The following is a 16989-nucleotide window of genomic DNA, read 5'->3' on the forward strand; positions in this document are numbered from 1 at the left end:
AAGTAGTGATTAAATTAACAGGTTTGAGTAAGAAGTATGGCAAATCACTCGTGGTGGATGATGCCAGTGCCATGTTCCCAAAAGGAGAAGTGACTTCTATCATTGGCCCAAATGGTGCGGGTAAAAGTACGCTGCTTTCTATGGCGAGTCGCTTAACCGAAAGTGATGCGGGCGAGGTCGTTATTGGCGATAAATTACTGGCTGAATGGGATACCAAAGAGCTTGCGAAGCACCTTGCCGTGTTAAGACAATCAAACAACATCAATATGCGATTTACGATTCGTGAGCTGGTTTGTTTCGGCCGTTTCCCACATTCACAAGGTCGCTTGAAAGACGAAGACCATAAGATCGTCGACACTGCGCTCGAGCACCTTGGCATTACTGATATTCAAAACAAATACCTTGATGAGTTGAGTGGCGGTCAGCGTCAAATGGCGTTCATCGCAATGGTTGTGGCGCAAGATACGGACTATGTGTTCTTAGATGAGCCACTGAACAACCTAGATATTAAGCACTCTGTCGAAATCATGCAGACGCTGCGTCGTTTAGCGCATGAGTTTAACAAAGCGGTAGTGATTGTAATTCACGACATCAACTTTGCTTCATGCTACTCAGATAACATCGTCGCGATGAACAAAGGCCAAGTGGTTAAGTCGGGTAAGGTCTCTGAAGTGGTTGAAAAGTCAGTGATGGAGTCTATCTACGAGATCCCATTTGAGATTCGCGAGTTCGATGGTGTTCGAATCTGTATGTATTACTCAGGTCGTTAGACTTATTAGTATCTAGCTACAGAAAAGAAAGAGCTCATGTATGAGGAGCTCTTTTTGTTTCTAGTGATCGAATCTTTTGCTAACGCCTTTAATAGCCGAAAGCTTGATTAACCAAAATAAAGTGAGTTGCATAAAAGGTGAAAAGCTGAATTTACCCGTGAATTGTTTAAACATTGCCCGCCGAAATTCTGACATGCATATGAGCTCACCGTTAGTTTGATGTCACTCGAAGATCTACTCTTCATTTTTAACAATCATTTGTCATTTTCATGTTGAGTGGTGCGAAAACCCATCTACACTATGATTATAACTGTTTGATTTTTATACGAGGTGTCAATGAGTCGTAAACCTATAGTGTTAGTCGTAGATGACACCCCAAGTAACTTGGATGTGCTAACTGCAATTCTCAAAGATACTTACCAAGTAAAGGTCGCGATCAACGGTACTATCGGTATCAAAATAGCAAAGATGGTGCCACAGCCTGACTTAATTCTCCTTGATATCATGATGCCTGATATAGATGGTTACGAGGTATGCCGTCAACTGAAAGCTCAGCCTAATACCGCGCATATACCAATTATATTTGTGACCGCAAAAATGGATCCTGAAGCAGAAGTGAAAGGGTTGTCTTTAGGTGCTGTTGATTATTTAACGAAACCCATTACCCCAGAAATCGCACTTCAGCGTGTAAAAACCCATATTGCTCTTTATGACCAACAACGCGCGTTGTTTAGTCAGGTCAAAGAGAAAACTCAAGAAATCAACCTTGGCAAGTTAGAGACTCTGAATATCTTGGGGCGTGCGGCTGAATTTAAAGATAATGAAACGGGCATGCACGTTATGCGCATGAGCCATTATTGCGAGATATTAGCTAAAGCCTTGGGTATGACAGACGAAGACGCTGAGACTTTGCGTGATGCTGCACCAATGCATGATATTGGAAAAATCGGTATTCCTGATAGTGTGTTACTGAAGCCGGGCAAATTGGATGCCGATGAATGGGCGATCATGCAGAAACACGTGGAATTCGGTGTCGAGATACTTGGCAGACAGAGTGATTCCAAACTAATGCAAATGGCCATTCAAGTCGCGCAATATCACCATGAAAAGTGGGACGGCAGTGGTTACCCTAACCAGATAGCAGGTGAAGATATTCCTCTAGTCGGACGTATCGCAGCAGTTGCCGATGTATTTGATGCTCTGACCGCAGAAAGGCCCTACAAAAAAGCGTGGAGTGTTGATGAGGCGTTGAGTTTGTTTGAGGAGCAAAAAGGCAAACATTTTGACCCAACTATCGTCGATCTTTTTTTTCTTAAGTTACCTGAGATTCTAGCAATTAAAGAGAAGTTCAAAGATGAGTGATCGCTGGATGCTGTCGCTAAATCGTTTTGCAGTATCTCTTGTCATTGGCATAGTGGTGTGGTCACTGGTCATTCGCAGTGCAAACGCGGCTGAAGTGACCGATGCAAAGTTAAATCAGTGGTTGGAAAACCAACCGACCATCACCTTTATTGCACTTTCCGACCATTACCCGTACTCATTCATTGATGACGATGGGCTGGTTTCTGGGATCATCAAAGATTGGACATTGGATCTTGAACAGCGTTTTGGTGTCCATGTTCGTTTTATCACAGTTAACTCGCGCGTCGAGGCCAAAGCGGCGTTAGTCGATGGGCGAGGTGATGTATTCCCATTTCAACAGTTTGACCCAAGTGAAGGAGGGCGTTTTCTTGCAAGTGACCCCTATGTTCCTTATCAGGTTGCTGTAATAGTACCTATCGACAATAAACTCGATGGAAACCTAGAGCAAAATAACAAGCGCCGCATCGCGATGGTTAATGAAAATATCGACTTACAAAGAGCAGGTGTTCAATTGAGCGCTATTGAACGAGTGGAGTTCGACAACGTTATTGATGCAGTACGTGCGTTAGGGGATGGCGATGTTCAAGGCATAGTCGGTGAACCAATTACCACCATGGATCTTGCGAAAAAGATTGGCGTTCATGATCTAGCGGTCAATTATGTTTTGGAACATTGGAAAAAGTTAGAAGCGTCAATGGTGATTCGAACTGACGAACCAGAGCTACTGACGCTAATCAACAAACAAATTGAAACCTTCGACATTGATAATAAGAACCAGATTCTATCAAAGTGGCTAGATAGCTCCTCTTATCGAGTGCCACTGAAAGGCGTATTTGGCTTTGGTAACCCTCCGTATATGTACCCAGACAGCACAGCGGTCGGGCTAGAACACGACATTCTTCAGCGTGCTCTTAATGATATGGGGTATAAGTTAGGTGACGTTGTCACCCTTCCTCCTAGTGCCGCTAGAAAGGCTATCGATAACAATAATTCTATTGCCTTTGTATCTGGTGTTCAGTTTGATGATCCTAATGCGCACTTTTTAAGTGATAACGTTCTTAATGTTGAGTTTGTTCCTGTGTCTCTCGTGCGACGCAAACTCCAACTTCAATCCCAAAAAGACCTATCATTAGGGGCGTTATTGTTCGACGAAACATCCCCAATTAAAAACTCTGTTGAAGTTCTGAAGGGTAAGTTAGACATTGATCGTGTCGAAGATTACGAAGATCTTGAATCAGCATTCTCGCAGTTGAGGGCTCAAAATGTCGACTTGCTAATGGTTGAACGAAGAGTACTAGAGTGGTTTATCACCAATACTCGTTTTATCGAAATGTCAGAGTTAATGTTACATGACGAGTATAAAGTTGAGTATCCGATCTATGTGGACTTTAAGAGTGAGGAAATTAGAGACAGCTTCAATGCCGCGATTAAAAACCTTAAACAGGCCGATGATGGTTTAAGCCAAATTATCGATGTGCAGGTTCAGAATGATTTAAGTCAAGTGCTTAAAAAAGCGAATATTATTGCGCAAGTATCCGCGTATTTTATTGTCAATGACCGCTTTGAAGAGTTAACGGAAGTTTTTGAAATTTTTGATACATACAGTTCATTTCAGGTGATCACCGCACAAGCGGATAATAACAATCGCCCGATTAAATCTTGGTATATCGGCAACCTAGTTGATGAATATGGAGAGAAGAAAAACACCTCTCATTTTTCGTCTGTCACCAAGGTGGCAAATTATCGAACCAAAGGAGGAAACACCAACTCTGGTTCGATGACTTTCTATTTTGATGTTAAGTCGTTAGAGCGGAACCATGTTTATTTTCCCTCGGTCGAAAAATTCAGTTCATTCGGAGATGCGGCGAAACGCTATATAGCGGATGTTTATCAAGCGAATAGTTTGATTGGAGAAATCTTAAATCTCAGCCCAAAAGAGAGAAAGTGGATCAAAGGTAATCCGAATGTTCGGATAGGTATCGATCCGAATTCGTTGCCTTATGAGGCGGTATCCAATTCCGGTGAATACATCGGGATGATTGATGACTATCTAACACTGATTGAGCAGAAAACAGGTTTAAATATTAACCATGTAGACGTTGCAAATTGGTCAGAGACCCGTAGCTTGGTTGATCACCATGAAGTAGAACTGGTCTCCGCGGCTCAAGAAAACCGTTCGTTAGGAGACAATGTCAAAGCAGTCAAAAGCTTGTTTTCAAGCCGCTTAGCGATCGCATCGAGACGAGATATCAGCAGCTTGGTACTTGAAGAAGCTGAGGGTTGGAAAATCGGTATCTTGAAGAATGCAGCAAATACAGATGCGGTTATCGAACAATACCCGAACGTTGAATGGGTGCTGGTAGAATCCACAGAAGATGGACTCAACCGACTGGACTATAATACCTTAGATGGCATGATCGATACTGTCGACGTCCTCAATTATCTCATTGACTCATTTGGTCACCGGGAGATCGGAATTATCGGAAGACTCGATTTTTTCCTCTCGCCAACTTTACATGTCATCAAATCAGAACCTTTGCTTTATTCCATTGTGAATAAAGCGATTGAGAGTATTTCCGCAGAAGAACATCAGAAGATCTCAGCAAAGTGGGCAGCGCCAAAAGCGATAGAAAGAGTTGACTACCAGTTGGTTTACACCATTTCGGTTTTCTCGCTAGTGATCCTCCTACTTATTATTTTCTGGAATCGAAAATTAGCGAAGCAGATCAGTATTGCTAATGAAGCGACTGAAGCCCTCAAAAAGGCGCAGAATCAACTCTACAATATGCTCAATAGTTCTCCGATTGCCGCTGCGGTGGTATTTGAGGAGCAGGTTCGTTATGCCAATGACACCGCAAAGCGCCTGTTCGTCGTAGAAGGTAAAAAGCTTGATGCGTTTGATGTAGCTGCAATTCATGACTCGTTAGCGGTACGTGAAGAGGTACACAAGGAGCTTAAGCTCAATGGTAAGGTAGAAAACCGAGAGTTAGTGCTGAGAAAATCAGATGGCACTCGCTTTGTGGCTCTCGCGAGTTATTACTTGTTTGAGCTTGATGGGGATATCGCCACACTGTTTTGGGCATTCGATATTTCGGAAATGAAATACCTCAACGAGCAGTTGGCAGAGGAAAAGGAGAGAGCGGATCTAGCGAGCCAAGCGAAATCTGAGTTCCTGGCTAACATGAGCCATGAAATTAGAACACCAATGAACGCAATAATTGGTTTGTCTTATTTGGCAATTGGCGAAATATCTAATCCTGTCGCTCGAAATTATATTGAGAAAGTGCACCGTTCTGGCCATTCGTTACTCGGTATCATCAATGACATCCTTGATTTTTCAAAGATAGAAGCTGGGCAACTTGTTATTGATAACATCCCGTTTGATCCCGTGACGACCTTTAATGATGTGATTGAGCTGATGGAATCGAAAGCGGATGAGAAGCAACTTAAGTTGTCTATGTCGATAGACCCAGAGTTAGATACCCCGTTGATTGGCGACCCGTTAAGACTATTCCAAGTCATTCTGAACCTGATTGGGAACGCCATCAAATTTACATCGCATGGGAACGTGACTTTGAATGTTACTCATCTCGAATCCAATGATCGAAGCGTGAGTATGAAGGTAGTTGTTTCTGATACAGGGATTGGGATTTCAGAAGAAAATAGGCACAAGCTCTTTCAAGCATTTAGCCAGGCAGACAGTACTACCACGAGAAAGTTTGGAGGTACTGGCTTGGGGCTAAATATCAGTCAAAAGCTCGTACAAGCCATGGGCAGTGAGATTTCAGTTACGAGCGTATTGGGAGAGGGTAGTGAGTTTTCTTTCGTTCTTACTCTGCCTAGGTCGGATGCTAAAGAACTGGCACACTTTAAATCTCAGGAGCTCAAGCTGGATTATCACATCGAGTTTAAGGGGCAAAAGATATTGCTGGTTGAAGATAATGAGTTAAATCAAGACTTAGCGTTGGCATTTTTCAAGCGTACGAATTTGAATGTTGACTTGGCTGAGAACGGAGAAAAAGCCGTCGCGCTAGCCAAAAATAATGATTATGAAATGATTTTAATGGACCTTCAAATGCCCGTTATGGATGGCTTTGAAGCGACGCGTCAGATCCGTGAGTTTGATACGAAAGTCCCTATTATAGCGGTGTCTGCCAATGTGTTTGCTGATGCTAAGCAAAAGGCAAGGGACGCAGGTGTAACGGATTTCTTAGACAAGCCTATTATCATCGATAAAGCGACTTCTTTGATCGTCAAATATATAGTGCCGGAGGTGATGGTAGAAGGAAAGGCAGCTCCGTTAGATAGGCAGACAGAGCCACTTGAAAGCCTAACAAGTAAACCCAAGAGCAATGATGCTATCAGTGTATTTTCTCAACAGCGGTTCGAACAACTCACTCTTCATGATTCGGAACTTCAAAACAAATTGATTGGGAAGTTCCATAGCACTGCGCCAAGCATGATGGTTGATGCGTTTGATAATTTGGTACAAAACGATTGGATTACGCTTGAAAGAAACCTGCATACCTTGAAAAGCATGGCAGCGTCGATTGGTGGATTCCAGTTAGCTGATTTAATGGGAGAGTTAGAAGGTAAAGCGCATAACAGTTTGTGTGATGAGCAAGACCTCAGAGAAGGTGAAGAGAGGTTAGCTGAGCTCATTGCAGCAACGGATAGCCAGATTGTAAAGCCACAAGCTGAATGCGTGAATGAAGTGAGTGTGATGGAATCCGTGCTCACAGAAGATCACAAGGTTAAGCTACTCTCACTGCTCGAAGCTTATGATAACGATGCTACGCAATACGTGGCTGAGTTACTCGTGCAGTATCCACATGCTGCTGTGCTTAAAGATATTCAAAGTGCATTAGTTAGCTATGATTTCGAGCGAGCCAGCGAAGTTCTCAGATCCTTGGAATAAGCAACTTGGGATAAGTCGCTTGTGGTAATCACTATCATATAACCTTTAAAGCCTTTAACCTGAGGGGTTAAAGGCTTTAATTTAGTCAGCGAATCAACGCGTTAGCCACTCACATTTTGTTTGATCAAATCAATAACTGTATTGTATCGGTGCGGCAGTTTCCGGTTTCGTTTTTGAACCAAATACAGCGTCTCCTCAACCTCTACTTTTGGCGGCACAACGTGCAATTTGTCTCTCTCTGGGAAGTGTTCAACTGCGCCAGCCGGTAATACCGTAAAACCTAATCCTTTTGATACTGGTAGCAATATCTGATGAAGCTGGTTGATGTAGCCAGATTTTGGAATTTCATTGACGTTAATATTCGCTAAGTATTTATCACCGCATAGGTCGAAGTACAAAGAGAGGTAGTGCGCTGAATCTGGGTGAGCGATAAGTCCAATCTCATGCAGCGTTTGCGGTGTTATTTCTAGGTCGGCGTGGCTATGGTGGACAATAAGACATAGTGCTTCTTTGCCAATGACTTGGCTTTGGTAGTAGCTGTCGTTAGGAGAATGCCTAACAATGCCGATATCGGTAGTGCCTTGGAGTAGGTCATTCAATATCTTTTTGTTTGGAGCCGCTTCCAGGTTGATGCTGAGATCTTGGTGTTGCTGCTGAAGTTCAAGAAGCTTGGGATATAGACGTAAAGAGAGTGAGCCAGAGCAAGACAAATGACATTGTCCTGCATAAGGATTATCAAAACTCAGAGACTCGAAAAGATCTTCTTGGTCTTTCTCTAGCTTGAGCGCATAGCGATACATAATCCGACCTTGCTCGGTTAGCTCGAAGCTCTTATTTTCTCGAGAAAGCAGGTCACAATCACATGCTTGCTCAAGCTTTTTGATGTGTTGGCTGACACCTGGTTGAGTCATGTATAACTTTTCAGCCGTTTGCGTGAAATGGCCAACTTCAACCAGAGTCTTGAATGTGTTGAGCCAAAGCGGATTGATCATACTCGCCTCTTAATGCCGAAGTTTGTAAAACAGCGCTAGGGCGTGTTGAACTTTCGTGGTTAAATTTTGTTCGAGATAAAAGCGTTTTAATCGCGGCGAGGGAGAAGCAGCCTAGTCATTCTAAGCAAATCTCCCTCAACAAAGAGTAAAACGCTTTTTGCGGGGGCGCCCAGCTCGAACCCTCCGGGCAGCGTTTGCTGGTCATTTCTACTGCGTTATCGGCTTATCATGTAGGCTAGCTACACATCAAAGCCTCTGCCTTGTATAAATACCCAGCAACTCGCTGCAAAAATCAGCTCGAAAGATCAACACGCCCTAATAAATAACAAAAAATTATTATTATCTCAAATAATGATAACTTCAACTCTAGAGTGTAAAGCTTCGAAGATCAAAGTACGCTGGATTGAATATTGTTCGAAGCAGAGCTTTCGGTTGTTTGCTGGAGTTGTTTTGAGTAACAAAGTGTTGCGACTTTGTTGATTATTTGGTCTATTGACCAACTGTGCTCATATTTAGGAACTAAGATGAATAGAAATGTTTGGCTGCTCTCACTGTGTCAGGCCTTATTGATGACGGGGAACATCTTACTGATTTCGGTGATTGGCTTGATAGGCAAGCAGATTGCACCCAGTGTCAGCATGATTACTTTGCCCGTTGCGCTTCAGTTTTTAGGCTTAATGGCTGCCACGATTCCTGCGTCTTTAATTTCAGGTAAGCTAGGACGAAAGAGAGGGTTTAGCATTGGTAATGTCGTTGGCATTACAGGGGCAAGCCTTGCTACCTACGCTTTATCTCAGCAGCATTTCTACTTGTTTTGCTTCGCCACATTTTTGCTCGGGATAGGTATTGGTTTTGGTACGCTTTATCGTTTCGCTGCTATCGAAGTGTGTGATGAAAATGCACGACACCGCGCAATCTCGATTTCAATGGCTGGTGGTGTCCTTGCGGCGGTACTCGGGCCGAACTTAGCGATTATGTCTCAGCAATGGTCACAAGATGGCCTATATATTGGTGCGTTCGCTTCATTGATTGGCTTGAACATTCTTGCGTTACTCATCTTACAAACCATTCAATTTCCAACAGCCTCTTTTAATAGTCAGGCTCCTAAATCCGATCCTCTTAGTGTGATAGTGAAAGCGCCTAACTTTATTGGTGCTGTGTTTGCTGCAATGGTCGCTTATGCCGTGATGAATATCCTAATGACGGCAACACCATTGGCGATGATCGGTTGTGGATTCGACTTTACTAAAGCCGCCGGTGTGATTGAGTGGCACGTATTGGGTATGTTTGTCCCGGCATTCTTTACTGGCTCACTTATTGAGAAGTTTGGTTCACGAATGATGATTTTGGCGGGTGGGGTGTTGTTCGTTGTTTGTATTGCTATCAACATTCATGGCGAATCAATCTGGCATTTCAGAGCGGCTTTGGTTTTACTCGGGGTAGGCTGGAACTTTATGTTCATCGCGGCAACCGGTTTGTTCAGTCAATCTTATCAACCGCAGAACAAAGCGAAGGCTCAAGCGTTTAATGAGTTTGTTGTCTTTGGCTGTGTGACAGTAACGGCGTTGCTTTCTGGTTGGTTAGAGTCGACTGCGGGCTGGCAAAACCTCAATATCTACGTATTGCCATTTGTGCTAGCCGTTATTTTATTGTTTGCATTTAGCGCACGTAAATCTCGCATTCAAAAGCAGCCGGTGTGAGTAGTTGTCACCTGTTTGGGTGAGATAGACCTCTTCATTTGAACAGAGCGTTAGGCTAGCTTTTCCGAAGCACAGACCAATAAAAAGCCCTACCGATGACGGTAGGGCTCTTGCTTACGGCTTAAATAATAACGTTTTCTTAAAACTACTGTCCTGACTCATGCCAAAGACAGCAGTACTTAAGTTGGTTTATCAGTACGCACGTTATTGTCTACGTACTTATTTCAATGATTTGAGCTAGAAGCGACTTATAGGTCGACCATAATGGTCTTAGTCGTGATCCCGCCTTGGTCATCAATTATCTTCAAGGTCACCTCGTGTTTCCCGTATGAAGGGAAGATAGAAGTGAATGTACGACCTCGTTTCACTTTTCCATTTGGTAATGTCCACTCTGTATCGACAATTCGCCCATCACTGTCTGAGCTTGTTGACCACATGGTGACCCAACGACCTAAGTGAATGTACTTCGCACTTGCTTCAGGAAGCGCGTTTGGAACCTCAACATTAACGATTGAGCTAAACGATGCGTTAACACCTTTGTCGTCGACTACCGTTAGGCTGACTGTGTATTCGCCGGCGTCTTGGTAAGTCCACGTTGGCGCTATTTCACTGCTTGTTACGCCGTTGCCGAAGTCCCATAGGTAGCTGATGATTTCGCCATCTTGATCCGAACTGAAGTTGCGAGCTGAGACGTTCAACCCATCTGTATTGAGTTCGAAGTTCGCTGTTGGCGCGATGTTGTGTTGGCTTACTTTCGACAGACGTACCACACCGTATTCGTTGACATCGCTTTGGTTAACAATGTCTACCACCAAGCCAAACTTAGTCAAAATACGACCCGAATCAGGAGCTTGTGGTGATGTGTAATCTTGATCATCAGAGAAGCTTGCTGTACCCACTAGGTTTGTGTCCTGAAGCACATCGTTGTCACTGTTCACAAGACGCATAGGAGTATGGTCTTTCAGTGAAAACGCGGCATCACGGACTTGGTAACGTGTTTGAGCGACTTTTCCTGAGTTTTGCCAAATCATGGCATTTTGGTCTGCATCGACCACACCTAACCAGCCTTCTCCTGGATGCTTGCCTACCCAGTTATCAGTGAGCGACTCATCGACATACCAAATGATCAGACCTGGATCGAACGACATGAGCTGGCCCATGCGCTTGATATTCGCTAAGCCTTCATCCACGTCCATATGACTGCGCCATTGCAGTAGGTAGTAGTGTTGAGCTTGATGGAAACCATTGCTCAATTTGAAGCCATTAAGCGCAAAGCTAGAGTTATCTTCGCCGTCATCTACCGCAACCGTGCCGCCGTCAACGACAAGGCTCAGGTTGTCTAAGTAGAAACCTTCCATGGCTAAGCCGCCATCGGTGATGTACTCGAACGAAAGCTCGACTTCTTGTCCTGCCCATTGAGAAACATCAAATTCAGCATCAATCCACCCGTCAGACTCTCCACCAACCGCAGGAACTAGGCCGGTATTGTAGGGGTCATCCATAGAAGTGATGTTGCCTGCGATGGCTTGTCCGTTCACAAGAACACGAGCAAAGTCATAGTCTTTTTCGATTTGGTACCAAGTTTTGAAGGTAAGCATTGCAGAATCGCCCGCCGGGATTTCCAGCTTACGGGTCATGCTATTTTTCAGGTCGTCGCCTTTTTGAGAGTGGAATGAGTACTCACCCTCGAACGGTTTCAAACCTTCGATTTGTTTCTCTGGAAGGTCGACCTTAATCATGTTCGGACGAGAGTTATCTGTCGTTTGGAACAGGGTGTAAATTTGTGGATTGTCTTCCAGGTCATCAATTGAGATTTGGTCATCATTAATCCAACGACCACCAATAGACTTCTGTAGGAAGTGTTTTGCCCAAGAACTGAATGCGGTTGGTTGAGTACCGCCAATTTGACCAGCCCAGCTGCCTGAAGACATGATAGACCAATAAGAAACAGGTTCACCTTTACCCGTGTATTGTGTGTCGTACTCATCTGGAAGGCCTAAATCATGGCCATATTCGTGAGCACAAACACCGGCTGCTGCGTCAATCGGTTGAATCGTGTAATCAAACGCCGCGTACTGGCCATTAAAGCGGTCTGGAAGCGAGCTAGAGGTGCCTTCTAGCACATGTGTGCGCCCAAGGTTGAATCTGTGAGACCAAATTGCATTAGGACCTAACACACCGCCACCGGCTTCTTCACCTACAGAGGCATGGAACACCATTAGGTGATCAATTACGCCGTCTGGCTCACGGAAGTCTCCGTCACCATCGTAATCGTAACGATCTTCGATATCGTAATCAGCGAGGTTGATGCTAGGGTCTTGAGCTAACTGGTTGAGGGCTTCGCGAACGAGCTCTTGAGCATTTAGGTCGTTATCCGTTGTCGGGGAGTTACCACCGTAGAAAGCTGCTGGCTTAGAAGCTCGATACCAACCTGCGGCTTGACCAGCCACACTGTAACTGTCGCCTGACTCACTTTGATAATACTGGCGCATCGAGATTAAGTTTTCACCATTTGGTCCGGTATAGCCTGAATCAGAAAACAGTAACTCTTGGTAGTGTTCTGGGTTGTAGCTCTCGTAGAGCATTTGCGTGTGCTCTTTAGTGAGCTTGTTATCGTCCCAGTTTAGATCAGGGAAGTCGACAAGCAGCGCGAGCACTTTGTCCGTGCGTTTGGTACCCATTTCCAGTGCGAAAACACTCGCTTTTTTGACGCCGGACTCTTTTTCGATGGCTTTTAGAATCTTTGCTCTCAGCTCCATGGCTTTTTTGCCAAATTGCGCATCACCTTTAAAACCCGAATTGATTTTACTTTTTAGGTAACGATCAAGGGCGCTGTGTTTTTCTTGATCGCTAGCGTTTTCATCAACTAAGCCTTGTCTTACTAGCATTTCAATTAGCTTATCTTCATTAACAACACCTAAATCAATAGGTGTTTTAGCATAACTGTTGACGCTAAATAGAGTAATCATTGCTGAAGCCAGCAACGTCTTTCTCATTATCTTCATTACATTTCCTTTTTATATTTCCATGTCGATATTAATATCAACTTCCTTCACCGGTGTTATTCACCGATATTGGTCTAATGCACTCTTTTGGTGCTTTATTTACCTGACGTTGGTTTTTTATATCTTTATTTAAATCGAAATTAGGCTGATGGTTCTTATTTGCTTTGGCATTGAGATAGATACGCAAAGCTTCTTGGTTGTCCTCATAATTTAAGCCGGGACAGATAATGCCTTGTTCAATCAATGACCTCAGCAATGGTTCATCATTCTCTATAGTGGAAGCCTGTGACAGTGAGGATAAGGACAGAACCATTAAAGCCATTGTTTTATGTGACATTGTTATAATTAGCCATTTGTTTCGATTGTGTAACAAAATATATTTATAAAATTAACCAATCAAACTGTAAATTTTTACAAGTTATTGTCTATCCTATTTTCAACATTAAGAGTTAATATCAAATAGCCTTAGATAATTATCTTATTGTCAGTTATTTATTTCATTTTGGTGAATTTATAGTTGATTGTTTTAATAGTAAGTATCAGTGTGGATAATATGGTTATTGTCTCTCGTGTTAATAGAGGTAAGGCTTTAGATAGTAATAAAAATACCTTTATACTTTGTGTTGATATAAGAATAGTGAATTTTATTGTCAGCCCAATGATGGATTATTCGTGTTTAAATTATTTTCACTCGAATTATCACGATTTCTTCGATTGAGGAGAGGTGAAAGCGCTTGTGGGCGCAATGTTACGCAAATTTTTGGGTTGGAGCGGCGAACAAGTTGGGTAGTGAAAAAGCTGATGATAAAAGAGCCTGTGTGTCGGCTCTTTTGCTAAAAGGTTTAAGGTGAGTTTTCGCTGTTATGATTGGGATACGTCGCGATAAAAGTAACGCTCACAAATCGTTGGTTTGACACGTTTAATAGCGTGCGAAATTAAAGCAACGATGAGGACTGAAAATACGATTCTTCCCCAGAATATGGTGTAAAAATTAGCCCCAATCAGCAAGATCAACAAGGTGTCTTCAATCAAACTATGGAGCAGGTTGAGTAGCATAATGGCGGTAAACACGTCTCTTGCGGCTATATGTCCTTTCTTTGCTTCGTTGATCAATAACCCGCCACCGAACGAAAGACCGAGCGTGATCCCTATGATGGTTAGATTGGTCGCATCTTTGCTGATGCCTAGTAGTCTTAAAAATGGTCGTAGCAGCAGAGCCATTAACTTCTCGATGCCAAGAACCTTTAAAACTTTAAGTAACAGTAGCAGTGCTGAAATCACCATGAATATCACTGCAAAGTTTTTGAGTTGTTCGATAGCCCAACCGATGTAACTGTTATCTGACGATACTTCTGGCTGCCATAAAACGGTTGCTGGATAGTTGAGTAAATCTCCGTATTGATAGCTGAGATTCAGTAGCCATGCCAATACCAAGCTGCCGCCGACTCTGACTGATAAGGTGGCAAGCCAGCTTACGCCTGCTTTTTTCGCTATTGCGCCTTCAATTGGCAATGAATGGGCGAGAAGCATCATGCTGCCTAATACTGAGGCTTGAGCGACAGTAAGGGGAACATCGGAACTGATGAGAATAATCAACCCTGCATAGATGTTAGTGAGTATGGTGGTTGCCCATACCAACCCCATTTCTTTCGGTAAGCCAACACTTTCCATTATTGGGCTCAGCCATTCGCTAAGACTCATGATGCCGCCGAGCTCTTCAACTACCTTTATCACGATGATGATTGGAATCATGATTCGAAAAAGCGTCGAGGTGACATCGAAAATTTCTTTAAGGAGTTCTTTAAAAAATTGATAAGTGAATTTCATTGTTACGACCATTGTTCGATTATGTTGTATGAGAAGATCTTATCGCGATTGCTGTGATCGTAATTTTGAAATTACTTTGTGAAGTTGCGTGAAATTTTTTAATTGTCGTAGAATTGGAAATTATAAGTCACAAAGCTGTGGTTGTAAGAAATTATGGAAATAGACCGAATAGATCGAAGCATTCTCGTAGAGCTTCAAAAGAATAACCGAATTCCTAATCAGGCGCTGGCTGAGGTTGTTGGCTTGTCACCACCTGCTTGTTTAAAGCGAGTAAGGCGCTTGAGAGAGGAGGGCGTAATCGTCGGTGATGTGTCTATCATCAATCCTGAGCTTACAGGCAGTAAGATGACTTTGGTTGTGTCTGTAGAAATGGAGCGAGATCGAGGGGACATCTATCAGATATTTCGCTACTCTATTTCGAAGGCTGCGGAAGTGACTCAGTGTTACCAAATTTCAGGCAGCTTTGACTTCATGTTGATTGTTACGGTCAAAGACATTCAAGCTTATGAAGATTTTGTTGAGCGGGTACTGCGTAAAGATTTGAACATTCGTAAGTTCCACACCTCTGTGTCAATGAGAACTGTGAAGTTTAGTACCGCCGTGAACTTAGATGAGTCGTAATCGTTAGATTGAAGAGACGTGAGGCATTGAGCTTTGTGAGGTACCTGGCTTATTTTTGTTTAAATAGCAGGCATTTACACAAAATGTGATGTTCACATTTTGTCATAACTTTAATAATTGTATATATTCCTCGCCTAAAATAATAATTAACAAAAGTTAATATAATGACTGTCAGCTCATCTTCTCAATCTCGTGAAACGCTTCTCAGCGAAAACGAACAACTCGTATCAACCACCGACCTTAAAGGCGTGATTACTTATAGTAATGATGCTTTTTGTCGCATCGCAGAATACAGCCAACAAGAATTGCTAGGGCAACACCACAATATTGTTAGGCATGGTGATATGCCTAAAGCGGCGTTTGCCGATATGTGGGTTAATCTGAAGCAAGGTAAGGCATGGCGCGGGATTGTAAAAAATAAGACTAAATCTGGTGGATATTACTGGGTCGATGCTTACGTTACTCCCATCTACGAGAGCGGCAAGGTGAGTGGTTATCAGTCTGTTCGTGTTAAACCGAAGAACGAGTGGGTGCAGGTTGCAGATAAGGCCTACCAAGGCTTATTGAAGGCTGAGAAATCTGGCCGCCAATGGTCATTGCAGATCAGTGATAGTGTTCGCTATGCGGTGTTGTTGGGTTCTCTGGCTGCGCCTCTGATTTCAAACCTTGTCGAAGTAGGGCAGGTATCCCAATGGCTTCTTAGCTTGCTGCCTGTTTCAGCATTAGCTCTGCTTTTCCGACAAGAGCTGATTGATACTCCTTTACAGCTGAAAAAACTGCAGTCGAAATTCGACAGTGTGAGCCGCCTTGTTTATTCAGGTAACAGCAAATTCTCCGTAGCCGATTTTCACTTAAAACTTTTGTCTGCTCGAATTCGCACGGTACTCGGCCGTATGACTGATTCTGCGAAACCGCTGCAGGACTTAGCCGATAATCTGAATGCCACATCATTTGAAGTATCAGAAGCGTTAGATCAACAAACAAAAGACATTCTACAAGTGCGTGAAGCAACGGAAGAGGTTGAAGTCACCGCGAACGAGGTATCTTCTCGTACTGAAGAAGCGCACCAGATTGTTGATGTGACTTTGCAAACCTGTGCCGGCGCTAAAGAGAGCATTAACCAAACTCATCAAAACTTAGAGAGCCTAGCTTCTCAGGCCGAAAAGGCGACGCAAACGACTTACCAACTGAGCGACCAAGCGCAGAGCGTAAGCAAGATTATGGAAGAGATTGGTGGAATCGCCGAACAAACAAACTTGTTGGCATTGAACGCTGCGATTGAAGCGGCTAGAGCGGGCGAACAAGGACGAGGTTTTGCCGTCGTTGCCGACGAAGTACGCGCGCTATCGGGTCGAACGTCAAAGGCTACGGTTCAGATCAAAGAGAGTATTGATACCATGCTGGCAACGATTGAAGGCTGGCAAAAAGATATCCTTGCAAACAGAGAGCAAACGGATGCGTGTGGTGATGTTGCAAAGGTGAGTGCCGAGCGCTTGTCGGAAGTTGAAAACCTAATGCAATCCATGAACGAATTGATGCAGTCTGTTGAAAGTTCTGCACATAAGCAACGTACTCTCTCGAGCGAGGTTAATCTTCACATGCAATCTATCGCGTCGACTGCAGAACAGAATTTAGTTGCCACTCATTCTGTGAAGGATCATTCGACAGAGCTTAAAGAACAAGTAAACGAGTTCTATCAGTTAGCTAAACGTTTTGAAGAAAAGTAGCGATGTATTAAGTTTTAATCTCTATTAAAAATGTCAAAATTAAACAAAATGTAAATGTTCAGCCCTG

General features: G+C 43.4%; 10 protein-coding genes. 6 read left to right on the top strand and 4 right to left on the bottom strand.

Features of this window, described 5'->3' with window-relative positions; all coding sequences use genetic code 11:
* Nucleotides 1-5 precede the first annotated feature (5 nt).
* The 3 genes from CWO27_RS01610 (at nt 6) to CWO27_RS01620 (ending at nt 7050) form a co-directional block, all read left to right on the top strand.
* Nucleotides 6-770, top strand: a complete 765-nt coding sequence (locus tag CWO27_RS01610) for an iron ABC transporter ATP-binding protein (RefSeq protein ID WP_107898452.1) — start codon at nt 6-8, stop codon at nt 768-770.
* Nucleotides 771-1106: 336 nt separating this feature from the next.
* On the top strand, nt 1107-2132 hold the full coding sequence (locus CWO27_RS01615) for a response regulator (protein WP_107898453.1): 1026 nt from the start codon (nt 1107-1109) through the stop codon (nt 2130-2132).
* A complete protein-coding gene (locus CWO27_RS01620) occupies nt 2125-7050 on the top strand; it encodes an ATP-binding protein (protein ID WP_107898454.1) in 4926 nt (1641 codons plus the stop codon). The genes CWO27_RS01615 and CWO27_RS01620 overlap by 8 nt, the downstream gene beginning before the upstream one ends.
* Before the next feature lie 101 nt (nt 7051-7151).
* Here CWO27_RS01620 and CWO27_RS01625 read toward each other — a convergent pair whose 3' ends face one another.
* Nucleotides 7152-8042 carry a LysR family transcriptional regulator gene (locus CWO27_RS01625; protein WP_107898455.1) on the bottom strand — a complete coding sequence of 297 codons (891 nt, stop codon included), beginning with the start codon at nt 8040-8042 and terminating at the stop codon, nt 7152-7154.
* Nucleotides 8043-8566: 524 nt separating this feature from the next.
* Here CWO27_RS01625 and CWO27_RS01635 point away from each other — a divergent pair.
* On the top strand, nt 8567-9742 hold the full coding sequence (locus CWO27_RS01635) for an MFS transporter (RefSeq protein ID WP_107898456.1): 1176 nt from the start codon (nt 8567-8569) through the stop codon (nt 9740-9742).
* 248 nt (nt 9743-9990) lie between these two features.
* On the opposite strand, the gene CWO27_RS01640 is transcribed toward CWO27_RS01635, so the two are convergent.
* The 3 genes from CWO27_RS01640 to CWO27_RS01650 form a co-directional block, all read right to left on the bottom strand.
* Nucleotides 9991-12747 (bottom strand): immune inhibitor A domain-containing protein, encoded by a 2757-nt coding sequence (locus CWO27_RS01640; RefSeq protein WP_107898457.1) that lies wholly within the window; start codon nt 12745-12747, stop codon nt 9991-9993.
* A 37-nt stretch (nt 12748-12784) separates the two neighbouring features.
* Complete coding sequence (locus CWO27_RS01645; protein WP_107898458.1) at nt 12785-13084, bottom strand: hypothetical protein; 300 nt, start codon at nt 13082-13084, stop codon at nt 12785-12787.
* Between the two features lie 524 nt (nt 13085-13608).
* A complete protein-coding gene (locus CWO27_RS01650) occupies nt 13609-14574 on the bottom strand; it encodes a hypothetical protein (protein WP_107898459.1) in 966 nt (321 codons plus the stop codon).
* 153 nt (nt 14575-14727) lie between these two features.
* Between CWO27_RS01650 and CWO27_RS01655 the strand changes: the two genes are divergently transcribed.
* Both CWO27_RS01655 and CWO27_RS01660 read left to right on the top strand, forming a co-directional pair.
* A complete protein-coding gene (locus tag CWO27_RS01655; RefSeq protein WP_102431673.1) occupies nt 14728-15195 on the top strand; it encodes an Lrp/AsnC family transcriptional regulator in 468 nt (155 codons plus the stop codon).
* A 164-nt stretch (nt 15196-15359) separates the two neighbouring features.
* Nucleotides 15360-16922, top strand: a complete 1563-nt coding sequence (locus tag CWO27_RS01660; RefSeq protein ID WP_107898460.1) for a methyl-accepting chemotaxis protein — start codon at nt 15360-15362, stop codon at nt 16920-16922.
* Nucleotides 16923-16989 lie beyond the last annotated feature (67 nt).

This window comes from Vibrio sp. 10N.286.51.C3, from assembly GCF_003050065.1.
Taxonomy (GTDB): domain Bacteria; phylum Pseudomonadota; class Gammaproteobacteria; order Enterobacterales; family Vibrionaceae; genus Vibrio; species Vibrio crassostreae.